The sequence below is a fragment of the Lutibacter sp. Hel_I_33_5 genome (assembly GCF_007827455.1).
Lineage (GTDB): Bacteria > Bacteroidota > Bacteroidia > Flavobacteriales > Flavobacteriaceae > Polaribacter.
Window position 1 is genome coordinate 554,231 of the sequence record NZ_VISM01000001.1, and the last position, 18,576, is coordinate 572,806.

19 protein-coding genes are annotated in these 18,576 nt (G+C 29.4%); 1 reads left to right on the plus strand and 18 read right to left on the minus strand.

The features are described from left to right. Positions 1-1,174: 1,174 nt before the first annotated feature. The 11 genes from ettA to OD91_RS02410 form a co-directional block, all read right to left on the minus strand. A complete protein-coding gene (gene ettA, locus OD91_RS02360) occupies positions 1,175-2,866 on the minus strand; it encodes an energy-dependent translational throttle protein EttA (RefSeq protein WP_144894798.1) in 1,692 nt (563 codons plus the stop codon). A 100-nt stretch (positions 2,867-2,966) separates the two neighbouring features. After that, positions 2,967-3,149, minus strand: coding sequence for a CAL67264 family membrane protein (locus OD91_RS02365; protein ID WP_144894799.1), 183 nt, complete (start codon positions 3,147-3,149; stop codon positions 2,967-2,969). Positions 3,150-3,193: 44 nt separating this feature from the next. Further along, complete coding sequence (gene lpxD, locus OD91_RS02370) at positions 3,194-4,180, minus strand: UDP-3-O-(3-hydroxymyristoyl)glucosamine N-acyltransferase (protein WP_144894800.1); 987 nt, start codon at positions 4,178-4,180, stop codon at positions 3,194-3,196. Between the two features lie 95 nt (positions 4,181-4,275). Further along, positions 4,276-6,300, minus strand: a complete 2,025-nt coding sequence (locus OD91_RS02375) for an NADPH-dependent 2,4-dienoyl-CoA reductase (protein ID WP_144894801.1) — start codon at positions 6,298-6,300, stop codon at positions 4,276-4,278. A gap of 114 nt (positions 6,301-6,414) precedes the next feature. Then, positions 6,415-7,284, minus strand: a complete 870-nt coding sequence (locus tag OD91_RS02380; RefSeq protein WP_144894802.1) for a pirin family protein — start codon at positions 7,282-7,284, stop codon at positions 6,415-6,417. Between the two features lie 50 nt (positions 7,285-7,334). Then, complete coding sequence (locus OD91_RS02385; RefSeq protein WP_144894803.1) at positions 7,335-7,772, minus strand: MarR family winged helix-turn-helix transcriptional regulator; 438 nt, start codon at positions 7,770-7,772, stop codon at positions 7,335-7,337. Between the two features lie 13 nt (positions 7,773-7,785). Then, complete coding sequence (locus OD91_RS02390; protein WP_144894804.1) at positions 7,786-8,034, minus strand: glutaredoxin domain-containing protein; 249 nt, start codon at positions 8,032-8,034, stop codon at positions 7,786-7,788. 81 nt (positions 8,035-8,115) lie between these two features. Further along, on the minus strand, positions 8,116-8,217 hold the full coding sequence (locus tag OD91_RS02395; protein ID WP_144894805.1) for a CDGSH iron-sulfur domain-containing protein: 102 nt from the start codon (positions 8,215-8,217) through the stop codon (positions 8,116-8,118). Positions 8,218-8,232: 15 nt separating this feature from the next. After that, on the minus strand, positions 8,233-8,763 hold the full coding sequence (locus tag OD91_RS02400; protein ID WP_144894806.1) for an NADPH-dependent FMN reductase: 531 nt from the start codon (positions 8,761-8,763) through the stop codon (positions 8,233-8,235). 2 nt (positions 8,764-8,765) lie between these two features. Continuing rightward, positions 8,766-9,170, minus strand: a complete 405-nt coding sequence (locus tag OD91_RS02405; RefSeq protein WP_144894807.1) for an OsmC family protein — start codon at positions 9,168-9,170, stop codon at positions 8,766-8,768. Continuing rightward, a complete protein-coding gene (locus tag OD91_RS02410; RefSeq protein WP_144894808.1) occupies positions 9,170-9,523 on the minus strand; it encodes a DoxX family protein in 354 nt (117 codons plus the stop codon). The genes OD91_RS02405 and OD91_RS02410 overlap by 1 nt, the downstream gene beginning before the upstream one ends. Before the next feature lie 153 nt (positions 9,524-9,676). On the opposite strand from OD91_RS02410, the gene OD91_RS13710 reads away from it, so the two are divergent. Further along, positions 9,677-10,615 (plus strand): bifunctional helix-turn-helix transcriptional regulator/GNAT family N-acetyltransferase, encoded by a 939-nt coding sequence (locus tag OD91_RS13710; protein ID WP_144894809.1) that lies wholly within the window; start codon positions 9,677-9,679, stop codon positions 10,613-10,615. Here OD91_RS13710 and OD91_RS02420 read toward each other — a convergent pair. The 7 genes from OD91_RS02420 to OD91_RS02450 all read right to left on the minus strand — a co-directional run bounded on the left by OD91_RS02420 (position 10,612) and on the right by OD91_RS02450 (position 18,520). After that, the gene (locus tag OD91_RS02420; RefSeq protein ID WP_144894810.1) at positions 10,612-12,306 is read right to left on the minus strand and encodes a YibE/F family protein; all 1,695 of its coding nucleotides are present in this window, start codon (positions 12,304-12,306) and stop codon (positions 10,612-10,614) included. The two genes, OD91_RS13710 and OD91_RS02420, sit on opposite strands and share 4 nt — an antisense overlap. Before the next feature lie 106 nt (positions 12,307-12,412). Further along, positions 12,413-12,934, minus strand: coding sequence for a hypothetical protein (locus OD91_RS02425; protein ID WP_144894811.1), 522 nt, complete (start codon positions 12,932-12,934; stop codon positions 12,413-12,415). Between the two features lie 11 nt (positions 12,935-12,945). After that, a complete protein-coding gene (locus OD91_RS02430) occupies positions 12,946-14,181 on the minus strand; it encodes a DUF6638 family protein (protein WP_144894812.1) in 1,236 nt (411 codons plus the stop codon). Positions 14,182-14,223: 42 nt separating this feature from the next. Further along, positions 14,224-14,865, minus strand: a complete 642-nt coding sequence (locus OD91_RS02435) for a hypothetical protein (protein WP_144894813.1) — start codon at positions 14,863-14,865, stop codon at positions 14,224-14,226. Further along, complete coding sequence (locus tag OD91_RS02440; RefSeq protein ID WP_255513145.1) at positions 14,865-15,458, minus strand: NUDIX domain-containing protein; 594 nt, start codon at positions 15,456-15,458, stop codon at positions 14,865-14,867. Before OD91_RS02440 ends, OD91_RS02435 begins: the two co-directional genes overlap by 1 nt. Further along, entirely contained in the window at positions 15,442-17,403 is a 1,962-nt protein-coding gene (locus OD91_RS02445) for an AAA family ATPase (RefSeq protein WP_144894814.1), read from the minus strand. The genes OD91_RS02440 and OD91_RS02445 overlap by 17 nt, the downstream gene beginning before the upstream one ends. A gap of 58 nt (positions 17,404-17,461) precedes the next feature. Beyond that, positions 17,462-18,520 (minus strand): hypothetical protein, encoded by a 1,059-nt coding sequence (locus OD91_RS02450; protein ID WP_144894815.1) that lies wholly within the window; start codon positions 18,518-18,520, stop codon positions 17,462-17,464. Between the last annotated feature and the right edge of the window lie 56 nt (positions 18,521-18,576).

Here is an 18,576-nt window from a genome sequence, read left to right on the forward strand (position 1 = left end):
CTAGATAAACTGACCTTTTGAAAGTGAAAATTTGATTTTTTGAAGTATTATTAATACAACATAAACTTATACTCTTTTTTAAGTATTGGTTTAATGATCTTAAAAGATCAGATATTTGTGGGGTGCAAATTTTCATTTCAAAATATTATTTATAGGCGAAAGCCATGTTATGTTTTTTCAACATAATTTTTCACATACTATTTTGGTATAATAAGGGAGGTTTACTTTTGTAGGTGAGGGAACTTCTAACCAATAAACTTTAAGTTAAAAAACAACTTAAATAAAATACCTAATTGGATTGAACTAATTAAAGTTCACTTTTTAGGGATAGCTATTGCTATGAATGTTCTTATTCTTAACAAGAATCACGATAAGGAATGTTACTTCTTATTTGTGTGGTGCAAATTTTCATATTAAAATATTATTTATAGGCAAAAGCCATGTTATGTTTTTACAACATAGTTTTTTACATACTATTTCGACAATATGAGGGAATGCTTAATTTTAAAGGTGAGGGAATTGCTAAAAGGTTAAGACTTAAGTTAAAAACAACTTAAAAAACACCAAATAGGCTTTACTAATTAAAGTATATTTTTTGGGATAGCAAACGGAATGTGTTCTTGTGTTTTACAAAGATCACGAAGAGGAATGTTAATTCTTCTTTATGGGGACTTAAATGTTATTATAAAATAACTTAAAAAGTAGCTATCTATGGCTAGAAATAAGTTATGGTACAAATTTAGATATATTTTTTTTAAATATCCAAACAAAAACCGCAAAAACTAAAAAAAAATTACAATCTAAATAAAATCAATACATAGGATTGTATTTTTTAGAAGTTTTTTTCTTTTTTAACCTTCAGAAAATTAGTTTCCTCTCCTTTAATATACTCTTTCCTATACCTAGAAGCTATTCTGAAAGATATTTTCAACCTTTTTCCTGTAAACTTTTTGAACTTTGAAAAAGAAATTAACAATCAAAAATTAGTAGCATAAACTCATATCTTTTTACTTAATTTTTTGTAATAATTCAAGTATGGTAAAAAGAAATTATTAAGCCTAAAAAGAGTTATTAAAAAAGAGAAGTAATTTCTAAGAGAAAAAAGGAAAAACCAACTCAATTGAGTTGGTTTTTCCTTTTTGTAAATCTGTCTTTTGTTTAAATAGTATTTTAACTATCTAATTAATTTTTTATACTTAATTCGTTTTGGCATTAAATCTCCACCTAAACGTTTTTTCTTATTTTCTTCGTAATCAGAAAAAGAGCCTTCGAAGAAATAAACTTGACTATCTCCTTCAAAAGCTAATATATGAGTACATATTCTATCTAGGAACCATCTATCGTGACTAATCACTACTGCACAGCCTGCAAAGTTATCTAAACCTTCTTCTAATGCTCTTAATGTATTTACATCTAGATCATTTGTTGGCTCATCCAATAATAAAACATTTCCTTCTTCTTTAAGCGTCATTGCTAAATGCAATCTATTTCGTTCACCTCCAGATAAAGTTGACACCTTTTTATTCTGCTCACTTCCAGAGAAGTTAAAACGACTTAGGTAGGCTCTAGAATTCACTTGCTTTCCTCCCATCATTACTAAATCTTGACCTTCTGAAAAGTTTTCCCAAATAGATTTATTTGGATCAATATTAGAATGCGCTTGATCTACGTATGCTATCTTTGCGGTTTCACCAACTTTAAAATTACCACCATCCGGGTTTTCTTCTCCCATTATCATTTTAAAAATAGTTGTTTTTCCTGCTCCATTTGGACCAATAATTCCAACTATTCCTGCTTGTGGTAAATTAAATTCTAAATTTTCATATAATAACTTCTCTCCAAACGCTTTTGATACTCCTGACGCTTCAATCACATTAGTTCCAAGTCTTGGTCCATTAGGAATATAGATTTCTAATTTTTCATCAACTTGCTTTTGATCCTGACTCATTAGTTTGTCATAATTCTTCAAACGTGCTTTTTGCTTTGTTTGACGACCTTTTGCTCCCTGACGAACCCATTCTAATTCTCGTTCTAATGTTTTTTGACGCTTAGAAGCAGTTTTGCTTTCTTGCGCCATTCGTTGTGATTTTTGATCTAACCAAGAAGAATAATTACCTTTCCAAGGGATTCCTTCTCCTCTATCTAATTCTAAAATCCAACCTGCCACATTATCTAAGAAATATCTATCATGCGTTACTGCAATAACAGTTCCTTTGTATTGTGCTAAGTGATGCTCTAACCAATGTACAGATTCTGCATCTAAATGGTTTGTTGGCTCATCTAATAATAAAATTTCTGGTTCTTGTAATAAAAGTCTACACAAAGCAACTCTTCTTCTTTCTCCACCTGATAAATTTTTGATTGGTGTATCACCATCTGGAGTTCTTAAAGCATCCATCGCTATTTCTAACTTGGTATCTAATTCCCAAGCATTTGAAGCATCTATTTTATCTTGTAACTCGGCTTGTTGCGCCATCAACTTATCCATTTTATCAGCATCAGAATATACTTCTTCTAAGCCGAACATGTCGTTGATTTTATTATACTCATCTAAAATTGCTACCGTTTCTGCAACACCTTCACGTACAATTTCAATAACCGTTTTATCATCGTCTAACTTTGGCTCTTGCTCTAGATAACCAACATTATATCCTGGAGAAAAAGTAACGTCTCCTTGGAAATTCTTTTCAACTCCAGCTATTATTTTTAATAAAGTAGATTTACCAGATCCGTTTAGACCTAGAATACCAATTTTTGCTCCATAGAAAAAGCTTAAATAAATATCTTTTAGAACTTGTTTCCCTGTTGATTGATAGGTTTTTGAAACCTTATTCATCGAAAAGATGACCTTCTTATCGTCTGACATTTTTAAGTAATTTGTTATTTAGGATTAGGAGTTAGTAATTTTTTTCTTGTGATTTTATTTTTAGTAACTAACTCCTAATAACTAAAAACTAAAACCTATTTTATACTCTTCCTTTTAAGGCATTAAATACCCAAGCTATGGCAAAAAAACCAACACCAACTGCAGCAAATCCCCATCCTGATACATCTCTATATCTAAAAGCTCCAAGCGCTATTAATCCAAATCCAACAAATATCATGATAAAGGTTGCCCAGGCAAGGACAGTATTTTTATTCATCGCCATAATTAGTTATTTATAAATAGTGAGCGACAAATATCGGTAATTATTTATCCTCTAGCAAGCTTTCTAAGTGCTACCCATTGTTTCATCATTTCTCTTGCATCAGTTGCTGGATAGCCTACTACTGTTTTTCCTGCTGCTACATCAGCAATAACACCAGAACCTGCGCCAACAGTTGCGCCAGAATGAATTGTAGTGTGATCTTTTATGGAAGCACTTCCACCAATAATGACGCCATCTCCTAAAGTAACTGAGCCAGCTAACCCACTATTTCCAGACATAAGACAGTATTTTCCTAGCACAGAATTATGTCCAATTTGAACTAAATTATCAATCTTACATCCATCACCTAAAATAGTAGAACTAAATTTTGCTCTATCTATACAAGTATTGGCTCCAATTTCTACATAATTCCCAATAACAACATTTCCTATATGTGGTATTTTTGTTAAACCTTGTTCGCTTGGCCTATACCCAAAACCATCAGCACCAATACTAACATTTGTATGAAAAATACAATGATTTCCTATAACACTTCTTTCTCGAATAACTGTACCTGACCAAACTACAGAATGATGTCCAATTGATGTATCATCAAATATGGAAACATTTGGGTAAATAATAATGTTATCTTCTAATACAACATTTTTACCTATATAACTATTAGCCCCAACTTTACACCCTTTACCAATTAAAGCAGTCTTATCAATTACCGCTGTTGGATGAATTTCGGTTTCAAAATGAGGAGTTTCTGGAAGAAAAGCATCTAACAATATGGCCATAGCTAAATCTGCATTTTCAACTTTTATAAACGCTTTATTATCTCCTAATTCAATTTCTAAATCTTTATCAATAATGGCTGCACTTGCATTGGAACTCGCCCACATCTTTGCGTATTTTCTGTTGCCAATAAAAGTAATCTGACCTCTTTTAGCTTTTTCAATTTGCTCTGGAGCATTAATTTTTTCTTTACAATTTCCTTGTAATTCACCATTAACTAATGAATTAATTTCTTCTATGGTAAATGATATCATTTTTACTTTTTACTTTATGGATTGCTAAAAATACTATTATTTATTAAAATAGAAAATCCTGCATCAGCAGGATTTAAAATAAAATTTTGTTATTATTATAATTTCGCTGCTAATCTACTCCCTTGATTTATAGCTCTTTTCGCATCTAATTCTGAAGCAAAGTCTGCACCACCAATAACATGTACATTTTTTCCTTGATCTAATAAAGGCTGATATAATTCTTTTAAAGGTGTTTGACCAGCACAGATTACAATAGTATCTACTTCTAAAACTTTTTGAGCATCGTTTTGTGTATAATGCAGACCTCTATCATCAATTTTTGTGTACTGTACTTCGTTGATAAATTGTACTTTTTTCTTTTTTAATGTTGACCTGTGTATCCAGCCCGTAGTTTTTCCTAGCTTAGCTCCAAATTTTCCTTTACTTCGTTTAAACATAAAAATTTCTCTTGGAGATGGATGGATTTCAGATTTCATTCCTTCAATTCCACTTCTTGATTTCAAGGTTTTATCGATTCCCCATTCTTTTAACCAAGAATCAATATTTAAAGAAGTTGATTCTCCTTCATGTGCTAAATATTCAGAAACATCAAAACCGATTCCGCCAGCACCTATAACAGCTACGCGTTTACCTACGGTTTTTTTATGCTTTAAAACATCAATATAACTTAATACTTTTTTATTTTCAATTCCTTCAATTTTTGGAATTCTAGGTGAAATACCTGTCGCAATTACTATTTCATCAAAATCAGAATTTATTAAATCTTCTGTAGAAACTTTAGTATTTAATTTAACAGTAACATTATGTAATTCAATTTGCTTATTAAAATATCGTAAAGTTTCATAAAACTCTTCTTTACCTGGGATTTGCTTTGCAATATTAAATTGACCTCCCGTTTCTTTATCTGCATCAAAAAGTGTTACCTCATGACCTCTCTGTGCTGCAACTGTAGATGCTGCTAATCCTGCTGGTCCTGCACCAATAACTGCAACTTTTTTCTTAGTATCCGTTGGAAGATAGTTCAATTCAGTTTCATGACATGCTCTTGGATTTACCAAACAACTTGCTACTTTCTGTTCAAAAACATGATCTAAACATGCCTGATTACAGCCAATACATGTATTTATTTCATCACTTTTATCTGCCTCTGCTTTATTAACCCATTCCGGATCGGCTAAAAAAGGACGCGCCATAGAAATCATATCTGCATCACCTTCTGCTAAAATTTTCTCAGCAGTTTCTGGCATATTTATTCTGTTAGAAGTAATTAAAGGAATATTTAATTCTTCTTTCATTTTTTTAGTTACCCAAGTAAATGCTGCTCTCGGAACTGAAGTTGCAATTGTTGGAATTCTGGCTTCATGCCAACCAATACCAGTATTTATAATAGTTGCACCTGCTTTCTCAATTTCTTTACCAAGCTGCACTACTTCTTCCCAAGTACTACCTTGTTCTACCAAATCTAACATTGATAAACGGTAAATAATGATAAACTCTTCTCCAACTGCTTCTCTAGTTTGCTTAACTAATTCAATAGGTAAACGCATTCTATTTTTATAACTTCCTCCGTAACTATCCGTTCTTTTATTGGTTCTTTCTGCTATAAATTGATTGATTAAATATCCTTCAGAGCCCATAATTTCAACTCCGTCATACCCAGCAACTTTTGATAGTTTTGCACAATTAACAAAATCTTTAATAGTTCTTCTAATTCCTGATTCTCTTAACTTAAAAGGTGTAAATCTATTAATTGGTGCTTTAATTTTTGAAGGTGCTACATTAAATGGATGATACCCATAACGCCCTGAATGTAAAATTTGCATACAAATCTTCCCTCCTTCTTTATGGACAGCTTCTGTTATTTTCTGATGATGTTTTGCATGTTTTTTTGTACTCATTCTTGCAGCAAAAGGCCCTGTCCACCCTTGAATATTTGGTGCTATTCCTCCTGTAACTATTAATCCTACTCCACCTCTAGCACGTTCAGCAAAATACGTTGCAATCCTATCTATTCCATCTTTTTCTTCTTCTAGACCAGTATGCATAGAACCCATTAAAATTCTATTTTTTAAGGTTGTAAACCCTAAATCTAATGGTTCAAAAATGTGCTTGTATTTCATGTTGTAGATTTTAAAAAGTATTATGCATGCATAACAAAATGCAATATACGATTTTTTAGAAAACAAAAAATTAGAAGAATGATCTCCGAGTTTTAAAATTATTAAATAATAAGCTTAATATAAATATCCCATTTTTCCTTGCTGAAAATCTCGCATAGCTTCCATAATCTCTGTTTGAGTATTCATTACATAAGGTCCATATTGCGCAACCTTTTCCTTAATTGGTTCTCCAGAAAGAATTAACAACGTACTTTTTTGTGCAGCTTTTATATGTATTGAATTTCCATCGTGATTAAAAGTAACCATTTGAGTTGCTCCTTTTTTTAAGGTCGCTTCATCATTTATCAATACTTCACCATCTAATAAATACACTAAAGATTGATGATTTTTTGGGATTTCAACACCCATATTTCCATTTTCTGAGGCTTCTAAAGTGTACACATTCACCTCAGTTTGCGTTTTAATAGAACCGTATTTTCCTTGCTGTTCTCCCGCAACAATTTTTAACGAAAATGTTTTATCATCATTTTGAATAACATTCATTTCTTCGCTTTTTACATGCTGATAATTAGCAGGCATCATTTTCTTTTCTTCAGGAAGATTTAACCATAATTGTATTCCTTCTAATTCTCCTCCCCTTTTTACAAACTCTTTTGTTGGACCTTCAGCATGAACAATTCCTCTTCCTGCTGTTGTCCATTGTACATCGCCAGCATTTACTAACATCTCATTTCCTAAAGAATCTCGATGCAATTGTTCTCCTTTAAATAATAACGTTATGGGTTCAAAACCTCTATGCGGATGTGGGCCTAAATCGAAAGGATTATTAAACTCACTTATTGCATAAGGCCCATAATGATGTAATAATAAAAAAGGGTCTACATTTTCTATTCCTTGTGTTGGTAATGGTTGACGTAATTTTATAGGTCCCATATTTACTAAAGGACTTCCAACTTTATGCTGTATTGATTTTAAATTTTTCATTATTATTTCTATTAAAGTATTTTCCAAGGAAAATATTTTTATAATTTTTTTTATCTAATTTTATCTAATAAACCACTTAATTGAGTTGCTTCTTCTTTTGTTAAATTCTCTAAAAAATTTAATTTAGTAGAATTATCTATTGTGGTTAAAAGCGTTAAACCTTGTTTAGAAATATTGATAAATACAACTCTTCTATCATGATCACAACGTGTTCTTTCTATCAGTTTTTTATCACACAACTTATCCATTAAACGTGTTGCATTTGGCGCACGTTCTATCATTCTTTCTTTAATAATTTGAACCTTTGTTGGCTCTCCAGCACCACGTAAAATTCTTAAAATATTGTATTGTTGTGGTGAAATTCCGTAAGGTTTAAAAAACTCTATCTCCCTACTATTCAACCAATTTGCAGTATATTTTATATTAATTAACGCTTTTAATTTACTACTTGTAAATTTTGATTTTATGTCGTTAGAAATATCTCCCATTCTAAATAAAATATTAGTCTTTTATACTTGCTTCTTTAATAATCTTATTAAATTCATCAGAAGTTGGTGTTAAAAAAACTTTCCCATCAATAATTACTGTTGGACACTTTAACGCACCGTTATATAACTCTTTCGTATGCTTTTTTGCTTCTTCATCTGTAGCTATATCTTTATACTCAAATGGCATATCAGACATTCTAAAGTAATTCTTAAATGCTACTGTGTGTGCATGTCCTTTTCTACCGTAAATTATAATCTTCATAATATATCGTTTATCGTTCAAAGTTACTAAGAATTAAATTATATTCCAAGGAATATAATACAAATGAAAATAACAGGATTTCTATCCAATAAAATTCACATCCTTATGTTTTCCGTCACAAAATGGCTTGTTTGTTGACGCTCCACATCTACAAAAAACAGTTGCTTTTTTTCCTTCTGACATCACAAATTGTTTTATTTAAATTAATTTTCCTAAAATGGCAACTGCAGCTTTTAACTGATTATTTAATTCTTCATCAACAATTTCACCATCCTTAAAATGATCATAGAAACTTGGTAATGAAAAATCAGAAACTATATTTCCTCCCATATGTGGAAATCCATTTTTTGCTGTTGACAAAACCGAAGTTCCTCCTCTACCTCCTGGTGAAGTAGCCATTAATAACATAGGAATATTACTCCATAATTTTTTCTCAACTCTGGACATCCAATCGAAAATATTTTTAAAAGCTACTGTAAAATTTCCGTTATGTTCTGCTAAAGACAAAATGATTCCGTCTGCACTATGGATGTTTTGTAAAAATGTCTTAGCATTTTCAGGAATTCCATTTTCTGATTCTTCATCAACACCATATATTGGAAGAGGAAACTCATTTAAATCCAAAACTGTTACTTCAATATCCTTCAATAAACTAGATGCATAGATTGCTAATTGTTTATTAATAGATTTCTTACTATTACTTCCTCCAAACACTACTATTTTTTTCATCATTAATTAATTTTTGATTCAATTGCTGTTTCTCCTTTTACCATTTTTGCAACCGGACATTTACCTGCAATTATTAATAATTTACTTTTCTGCTCTTCTGTGACCTCATTTTCAAAAGATATTTCTTCTACTAAAGATTTTTTGATCCCGTCTTTTGTTAATTCTTCTTTTTGAGAAACTTCTACATGGATTTTTCCTAAATCCCAACCTTTTCTTTCAGCATACATTCTTAGCGTGATAGAAACACAACCGCCAATAGCCGTTAACAGATATTCTACAGGAGTTGGTGCTGTATCTCCTCCCCCCGATTTTAAGGGCTCATCAATAACCGCAAAATGATTTCTCATCTGCACTTCGGCTAAATATTTTTTATTGGTAAGGGTAACTTTAGAAACTTTACTTGCCATTACCCTATTTTTTTACTGTAGATATATGATACAATTAATAAAATCAAGGCAACCAAAGCTCCCATTTGATCTCCATCACCAATCATATAATGTGCAAAAAAGGCTAAAATAAATGCAAAGAAAAATCCTGCATACGCCCATTCATTTAAAAACTTACCTCTAAAAAACCAAAAAGCAACTATACCTAGTAATTTAATAATTCCATATGGATAAATTAGATATGTTGGATATCCAAAACTTGTAAAAGCTCCTTGAATTACTTCATGATTAAAAAAATATTGACTAACCGAAAAAAGCATTAATAATGTTAATAAACCTGTTGATGCGTAAAAAATAATTCTATTTGTTTTCATTGTATCTATTTTAAATTCAATACAAATATAGTAAAATATTTAATATATTCCATGGAATATATTTTCTAGGTATATTATTTTTTATCATATATATTTTGATATTAAAATAATAAACAATAATTTTACATAAGCACTTATATAAATAATTATAAAATGGATGCATTAATTGGTTTTGGAAATTTAGGGATTGGATCAAGATTAAAAAGAGTAAGCGAATATATGATGCGTGAAACTCAGCTAGTATATGATGAATTTAATATAGATTTTGACCCTTACCTATTCCCAGTATTTAAAATAGTAAAAAATAATAAAGGAATTAATAATAATGAAATTACAACAAGCCTAAATGTTTCTCAACCTTCAGTAACTCAATCTTTAAATAAACTTTTAAAGAAAGAGCTAATAGTTATCTCTGAAGATAAAAAAGATCGTCGTAAAAAAAATATTCAGTTATCAAAAAAAGGTGAAAAGCTTGCGAAAAACATAGACCCTATCTGGAAAAGTATTGAATATATGATTAAAGAATATACAAAAATCACTTCAGATTCATTAAACGAACATTTGAATATTTTAGAAAACAAATTTGAAAAAAACAGGTTTAGTAGTGCAATAATTAATCATATTAAAATCAACTCAAATAATATCATTTCATTTAAAAAAGAATATGCCAATTATTTTTATGAGTTAAATATTGAATGGCTAAAAACTTATTTTTATGTAGAACCTTATGATGAGGAAGTTTTAAGTAATCCAGAAAAATATATCATAAACAAAGGTGGATACATATTTTTCTCGAAATTAAATAACGAAATTGTTGGTACGGTAGCTTTAATGCCAACTAAAGATGGCTTATTCGAACTTACAAAAATGGCAGTATCACCAAAGCATAGAGGTTTTAAAATTGGACAAAAATTAATGCAACATTGTATTAATTTTGCTAAAGAAATAAACTTAAATTCTCTTATTTTATATTCAAATACAAAATTAGAAAACGCTATTTATATCTATAGAAAATATGGTTTTATAGAAATTCCTGTTGAAGAAAATTCGCCGTACTTAAGAAGTGATATAAAAATGATTTTAGAATTTTAATTACTAGCTTTAATAGAATCTATTTGCCTTTGTAATCTTTTAATTTTATTAAAATCTTTTTCTTGTTTAGACAATAATTTTATTGAATCTAAAGAAACTATCTTTCTATCTAAAGACACTAAGTTCATGTTCTTTTTAAAGAACTCATTTGAGTATTCACTTTCTCTCCAGGCTTCTCCTAATTGATCAAAAACGGTTAAATCCCATTTGCTTGGATGTTTTGCATCTATCCAAACAACATCTCTATATTCACTATCAATTAAAGCTAAATCTGGTGTCGCAGAACCATCAAACTGAGAATTTTCTTTTTTAATTGCAGAAATTGTTCCTAAGAAAAACATTCGTTTTCTTCCTGCAATATTTTTAATATAAGGTCTAAATTCTACAGGTTTATTAACTGACCAATCGAATTCTTTCTTAGATTCTATCACTTTTAAAGGCATTGCAGATACACCTGCATATCCTTGTTTCTTAGTAGCATGATCGTAATAATACAATGCATCTGTTCCATCCGCAGGAATAAAAACACTATAAGTTAAACTTGTTCTTTCGTCTCCTACAGGTTCTAAACCAAACCAATGATATAATCCGTTAAATGTTTTAGTATTAGTATCAGAAAAATTAAAATCGGTTACAAAAGGTTGTTGATTTTGGTCGTCTGGTAAATCTGGAATCTTAACAGCCGTTTTCATATTCCAAGGTAAAGGATCTTTAAAACCTCCAATAAATTTTAAAGATTCTGCTTGTAAACGAGATACTTTTTCTGCCAAAGTATTTTGTTTGGTTAAATATGGGTAATTTTTCATTTCATTTGGAGAAACATATGTTCCTTTTCCAATTAAAATACGCTCTATATAATCTTTAAAATCATGTTCGCCATTATCAACCACCATAACACCACCAAAAGTTGGATACGGAAATAAAAAGCCTTTCCATTTAATTAAACTTACAACTTGTACCCATTGACCATTATCATTTTTTAAATAATAAGTATCACTCGGTTCCATTGTAAAAAGCTGAAAAATATTAAAACGCTGTACAACTGCATTATATGTGTTTCTACTAAATTTTAAGGATTCTCCTATAGAAAAGGTTACTGGAATTCTATTTTCTGATGAAAATCTTGGGAATGGTGTCGTACTTGAAACCGCAAAAACTTCTTCTGTATTGTCTTTAATTCCTTGCCAAACATATTTTTCTGTTGGCTGAATTGCCATCGTCCATTTATTGACAGAATCTATTCTAACTAAATGAGGTAATGAAACATCTTTAGTTTCCCCAACTGATTCATTTGCCATCGAAAAAATATTTCTAAGTGGTTGAATTCGTTCATTTTGAGTTAATGGTAATTCGTTTATTTCAATGCGATTCAAATTATTAAAAACATTATACGTTCTCATATAATCGTACATTTTAAAATGCCATCCGGTTACATAAAGCAATCCGAAAAAAGCAATTAAACCGATTAAAATACCAATTCGTTTTCCAGTACTTGCTGATTTTCGAAACTTTCTTAATCCAAAAAATAAGACCAAAAAAGAAACTAGAATTATAAAAATATATTTTCGAAGAAATAATAATGCTGGCTGATAATCATCACGTAAAATAAATAAAGCCATCAATAAAATGAATCCTAAAATAATTAGGTTTCTTTTCTGCTTCCCTCCTTTTTGCCAATATCTTTTAATCATAATTATAGCCCATCTTAATCTTCCCAAAGGGAAGAAACTTACAGCGTGAGCAACTGTGAATTAAATTATTATAATGAATTCTATGCTTAGACAAGAATAACAGTCTCTACATCAACCCTTTATCCTTCAAACGTTCTCTCGCGCTTTTCTCTTGTTCTTTTGGTTCTTCTTTTATCTTTTTTACTTCGGTAACTTCTTTATCATCTTTCGATTTTAAATCTTCTATAAAATCTTTTCCTTTTTCTAGGGTTTCATGAAAAACATCTTCAATAGAATCGGATTTTTCTTCAATTACTTCATTCGATTTAAAAACAAAATTAGCTACATAAGTACCAATTAAAGTTCCTACAATCATGGATGCAAAGATTGAAATGGTAGCTAAATCAATTGGAATTAAAAATCGAGTAATTAAAATACCAATCAAAAAGAGCGCAGTAATAAAAACAATTCTTAGCAATAATGATTGCTGATAAACAAATCCCTTTTTATCCGTTGATTTCATTTGCAACTCTTTCGAATTCATCAACTTATTAAAAAATCGATAGATTCCATTTCCTTGTGATTCTCTCCAATACAATAGAATTCCGAATAAAATTGCTCCAATAAATACAATAAGTTCTAATGTCATAATCTATATTTTTAAATATTATTTTTTATCGTTTCAATCACCCAATCTTGTTTAGAATCATCCCAATTTTTATATTGATTATAAAAGTCTTCTTTATCGTACCAATACCAAAACAACACATCTAAAGGAGAAATATTTACCAAAAGTTTCCAAATTAAGTCTTGATGATTCGCTCTTAAAGATGAATGTGGATTATGCAAAGCCACGTAAAATTGTTCATCAACAATATCTTTAATTTTTATATCGTTACTTATTGATTTCTTTTCTAAATAACGCTCTACACTCATTACTTTTTTCCGCACTTCTAAAGGTACTTTATTTAAATAACTTTTAAATAACATCTTATCTTCTAGAATGTTACTTATAGGGTGTTGAGTTTCTTTTAAAGATTCAGAAAAGATAAACTTTTTTACTCGTTCATATCTTTTTGAACCAACTTCAGTATTAAAATTAGACTCTATTATTAAATGTTCTTTTAATTGATCGATTAATTCAGGTTGTGAAATATGAAACATTATTATATCATGAACCGTATCTTTTATAGCTTCTTTATAAGCATCCTTACTTTCGAAAACGATAATGGGAGAAATAAAGTTTCGCAATAAATAAACACCTCCAAAAGCCTTTGTATAAAAAGAATCAGTTGTAAAAGTAACAGGATTTAATTTTAATTTTCGTTCTCTTAAATCTCCATATTTTTTTGCTGAATCCAATAATTCTTGATGAATATTTTCATCAATAAAATTATTATCTGAATTAAATTTATCTATTAAAGCTAATTGTTCTTTTTTAGCTTTATCTAAATCATCTATCAATCTAAAACTAACTACAACATCTTTATATTTAAGAATATCTAAAGGCTCATAAAAAACGTCGATTTTCTGATCAAAATCAACACAAATAGCAGAATCTCTTGTTATATTCTGTATTTTTTTTCCATGCATTATAAAAACTCTTTTCATCACTTCTCTATCAAAAGAATGAAAGGGGTTATAAACTGGCAATCCTTTTTGTAACGGACTAATTAAAATACAATGAGAATTTGCTTCTCCATTATTTAAATAGAAAATTTCTTTTTTCTCTTCTGCTATTTCTGGGCTCCAACCTATTCCGTCTATGGAAAAAGAAGTTAATTTAGTTGGAGTAAAACCTAATTTTTCTAAGCATTTATTATAACGCTCAACAAGTTTTCCATTAATAGAAATTAGCTCGCTTCTGTATAAATTTGCTTGTTTTAGTTTATCCATTATTATTTTTCATTCCTACTTTCTCAAGAATGATATTTTAATTTAATATTTTTTTAATTTAGATACTTGATTATAATATTTAACGCTTTCATCTGTAGACAACTCCCAGTCTTTTAATAAAATTGGCTCAATATTATTATTTTTTAAAATTTGAGTTGCTTCTTCAATAGATTTTTTAATACGGTTATAACTTGGCATCTTAATTCCATAAATTATATTTATTGTTAAAATATTAGAATTCCAAGTATAATTTTTCTTATTGATTTTATATAGTTTTTCAAAAATGTAGTTCGGAATAAATTGATTTTGTTGTTTTGGATTAAACAATAAAACAATTTCTATCCATTTTCTTGGTTGAACTCTATCTTTTTCTGGAGAAATAATTATAAAATAATTATTAAAATACCCTGAAACTGAAACTTCGTTATTTACAAAACCTTTAAAAACAAATTGCTTAAATAATTCTTTTTTTAATAATCTTTTTTTTCTTTTTAATTCAATTTTATTACCAAATTTATAATTAAATGTTCCTAAAAGAAGAGTTAAGATTATAATTAGTATCGATAAACTTAAAACTAGCTCATAAATTTTATCCGAATCATAGTTCATAATACCCATTGGAACTATGATTCCAAGACATAACCCAAAAACTGGGAAATAATACTTTAAAATTACATCTTTCATTATAACAATTTACAAATCAAAATATTCTGTAACAACATAATAGTTCTAGCATCAATAATTTCTTCTCTTTCTATCATTTTTAGAGCTTCCTCAAAAGAAATCTCTAAAACTTCAATTTCTTCATTTTCATTTAATAAACCACCACCATTATTTATTCTATCTTCATTTTTATATTCGCAGACATATAAATGAACTCTTTCTTTTACAATTCCTGGTGATAAAAAAACGGTATTTACTTTTTTTAAGTTAGAAATTTTATAGCCAATTTCTTCCTCAGATTCTCTAATAACACAGGTTTCTGGCGATTCATTTCCTTCTAACGCACCTCCGCAGACTTCAATAGAATATCCTTGATTAACTCCTGCAACAAAAACGGGCGTTCTAAATTGTTTAGACAGTACTACTTTTTTAGAATCTTTATTATAAAGTAAAATAGCAACACCATCATTTTTACCGTACACCTCATGTGTAAAACGTTTTGTTTCACCATTTTTGAATTTAAAATCTAAACTTACGTGTTCTAATGTGCCCCAAAAATTTGAAATTATTTTTTTGGTAACATTACTTACGCTTTCTTTAATTACCGTTTTCAAAATTTCTTCTTGCTTCTAAATCTATATTTAATTGATTTACCCTTGCATCAACTTTCCGTTTAAAATCAGTATCTGCAATAGTAGCTACATTATCTAAATAACGAACAACTTCTTGTCTTCTCACTTCAGAAAAATCCAATCCTTTCATATTCGATTTCATTAATTCTTGCAACATATTAAACTTTGTTTCATACGGTTGCTTAAAATAAGTTTCTGGATTCTCAAACCAATCTTGTTCTAAATCAAAATCTGTTAATCGCAATGAAATTGCAGATTGAATATTACGCACATCTCTTGATGAAAAGAATGGAAATATTTTTTGAATTTCTTTATACAAACTCGCAAAGAATAAATGTTCGTTGGTTTTGTGCTTTTTCTCAGCTTTACTATAAGCATCTAAAACACGTTCTTCTGATGGCTTTTCAATGGAATTTAAAATGTCTCCCATATTTTTTGCCAAGCCTTGATCTTTTAAAAATTCATAATCAGTCGGATTCGTCATATTCACAAAATCTGGCATTGTTTTTTTAAGTTTTCGCCACCATAAATGATCTTGATCTAAGAAATCATGTTCGGTTCTTGCTCCGTCAATTTTAAATCTACCTTGCACTCTAGAAATCACCGCTTTGTCTAACATTTCTGGTAAATTGGTAAATAAGCCAATCGAAGAATTTCCATAATTTACGGCATATGCACCTTCTGTATATCTAAGAAAAACTCCGATAACTTCTTTTACACCAGCAGAAACTCCTTGTGCAGTTCTTTCTTGTAAATTATTTTCTGCATCATCAATTGGCGCAAAAATTAATTTTGATGGATCTTGCATTGGTTTCATCCATTCTACCATTTTTTCTGCCGATCCTCCTTGAAAAGTAGAGATTAATGTATCTGGCATTGGATGAAATAAAAATGGAATCTCTAAATTATCTGAATGCTCTTTTAAACGAGTTGCAATTGCCGCAATTAACATCGATTTTCCTGTTCCTGGAATCCCATATCCCATAAAAACAGGCATAAAACCTCCTAATTCTTGAAACGGATTTTTCTTTGCATCAAAATCATAACTTAACATTCTTTCTGTTAATCTTCGTGCAAAATGCTTTGCATCTTTATTTCCAACAATCTGTTCGAATTGAATTTTATTAAATTCAATACTAACCGCAGTTCCGCTAAATGTGTTTTCCCAACCAGAAATTGCAAATTCAGAATTTTCTAACTTATAAGTTCTATCAACTATCGTTTCGGTGTATTCTAAACTACTTTTTCTAAGATTGATTTCATTAATAAATGCTTCAAAATAAACAACCGTAAAATCGATTACATCTTTATCCGATTTTATAATATCTGGGTGTCCCAAATATTTATCATAATAAAATAAACTACAAGCAACACCTTTTAATGGCGATAATAATGATACTTCTGGAATACCTGCAAACTTTTGCTTCATCACAGATAAATCATCAGAAGCGTGAGGTTTTAAATCGTATAATATTTTATATGCTGATGCAAATAACTGAAATGCAGTTGCAGTTTGCATTTTACTTTCAAATTCTCTTTTTCCGTTAGAATCTAAAGCTGATTTTCTTTCTGCTAAGCTGGATAAACCTGAAGCATCATAATAAGAATCTTTAATCCAAATTCCTAAAGTTAAACCTTCTTGCACTGCATATAAAGTCTGATTTAAATACACAGGTATTGCAATAGAATCTGGTAACAAGCGCTTTTTTAAAGCTAAAATTGTTTTAGAAACTGATGTAATTTCTACATTACTTCCGCTATTTGCTCTGGATAAATACAATAAAATTGAATCATCTTTTGCATCTTTATCTTTATTTTTTGCTCTTGTACTTTGCTCCCATTGTACAGTTTTTAAATAACCACTTGCTTCATCTCGAAGCATGTCTAATTCGTTTTGTTTTATAGGAAAAGTTGAATTGTGTTCCATATTTCTTAATCTTTAGTTGTTAAAATATTAGTATTCGTATTTAGAAAAAATACTAATTTTAAACATTCGTAATTTTTACATCAGCCATATCAATTGGAGGTTTTGCTAAATTGTTTAAAACGTCCGGTATTTTATTATGTAATAATTGTATTATTCTATGCGGCGCAAAAACATATTTCTGAGGAATTACTTCGCTCCATTTTTGCATGGTTTGTTTTGAGAAAAAACCACCTTCTTTAAATGTTGATCCAGAAAAAACCTCATCGATTTTAAATGATAAAGCGTAAGATTCTAAAGGAATTTCTTTTTTTGCTATTCCATCTAAAATTGCATGTGTAATTACATTTTCATCTTTTGCAAAAACATTATGTATGGGTCCTAAATCAATTCTTTTAATATGCTTTGGATGAATGTCTGGTAATTTTCTATCAATATTATACGCCATTGTATCTAAAGCCATATCTCTATCAGCACTTTCTTTTAAAACCTGATATAATTCTTCTTTATGATCCATAATTCTTTTACCGTCAAAATGGAAATACATAAAAAGAATATAGGGTCTATTATTACTGACATCATAGAAACTCCAACTTGTCATTAAGTTAGCAAAGTTAGTATGTGAGTATTTGGGTGTTTCAATAATTTTCCCTTGAACAAACCTATTAAATATATATTGCTGATTTACAGATTTGTAATATACAGTTGACGCTGCTTGAAACAATTTATTCTTCTTAACTTTTTGTTTCTTTCTAAGTAGTGTATCTAAAAAATCATCTTTAAGAATTTGTGTATCTACTAACTTATCTAAATACTCATTTCTGAGTTCCAAATCGTTATACAAATACCTAAACTCTAAATAATTTGGAAATCCAGATTCTGTTAAATCTACTTTCATATTATCCTCTTCATCATACATATATTTTATACGCATGGCTTCTATAGAATATAAAAGTAAATCTGAATATTGCTTAAAAAAAATGAGTTCTTGTTGATTGCACAACTTTTCATTTTGTACTCGAACTAATAATTCTTTTAAAATAAAATCTACCATTTTATGATAAAAAACATATTGTTCTTTAGAATTTAAAATAGCGGAATCTAATGGAGTTGTAATCATTTTTTAGTTGGCAGTACTTAGTAAGCTCAATATCAAGTAGAGTTTACAGTCAATTA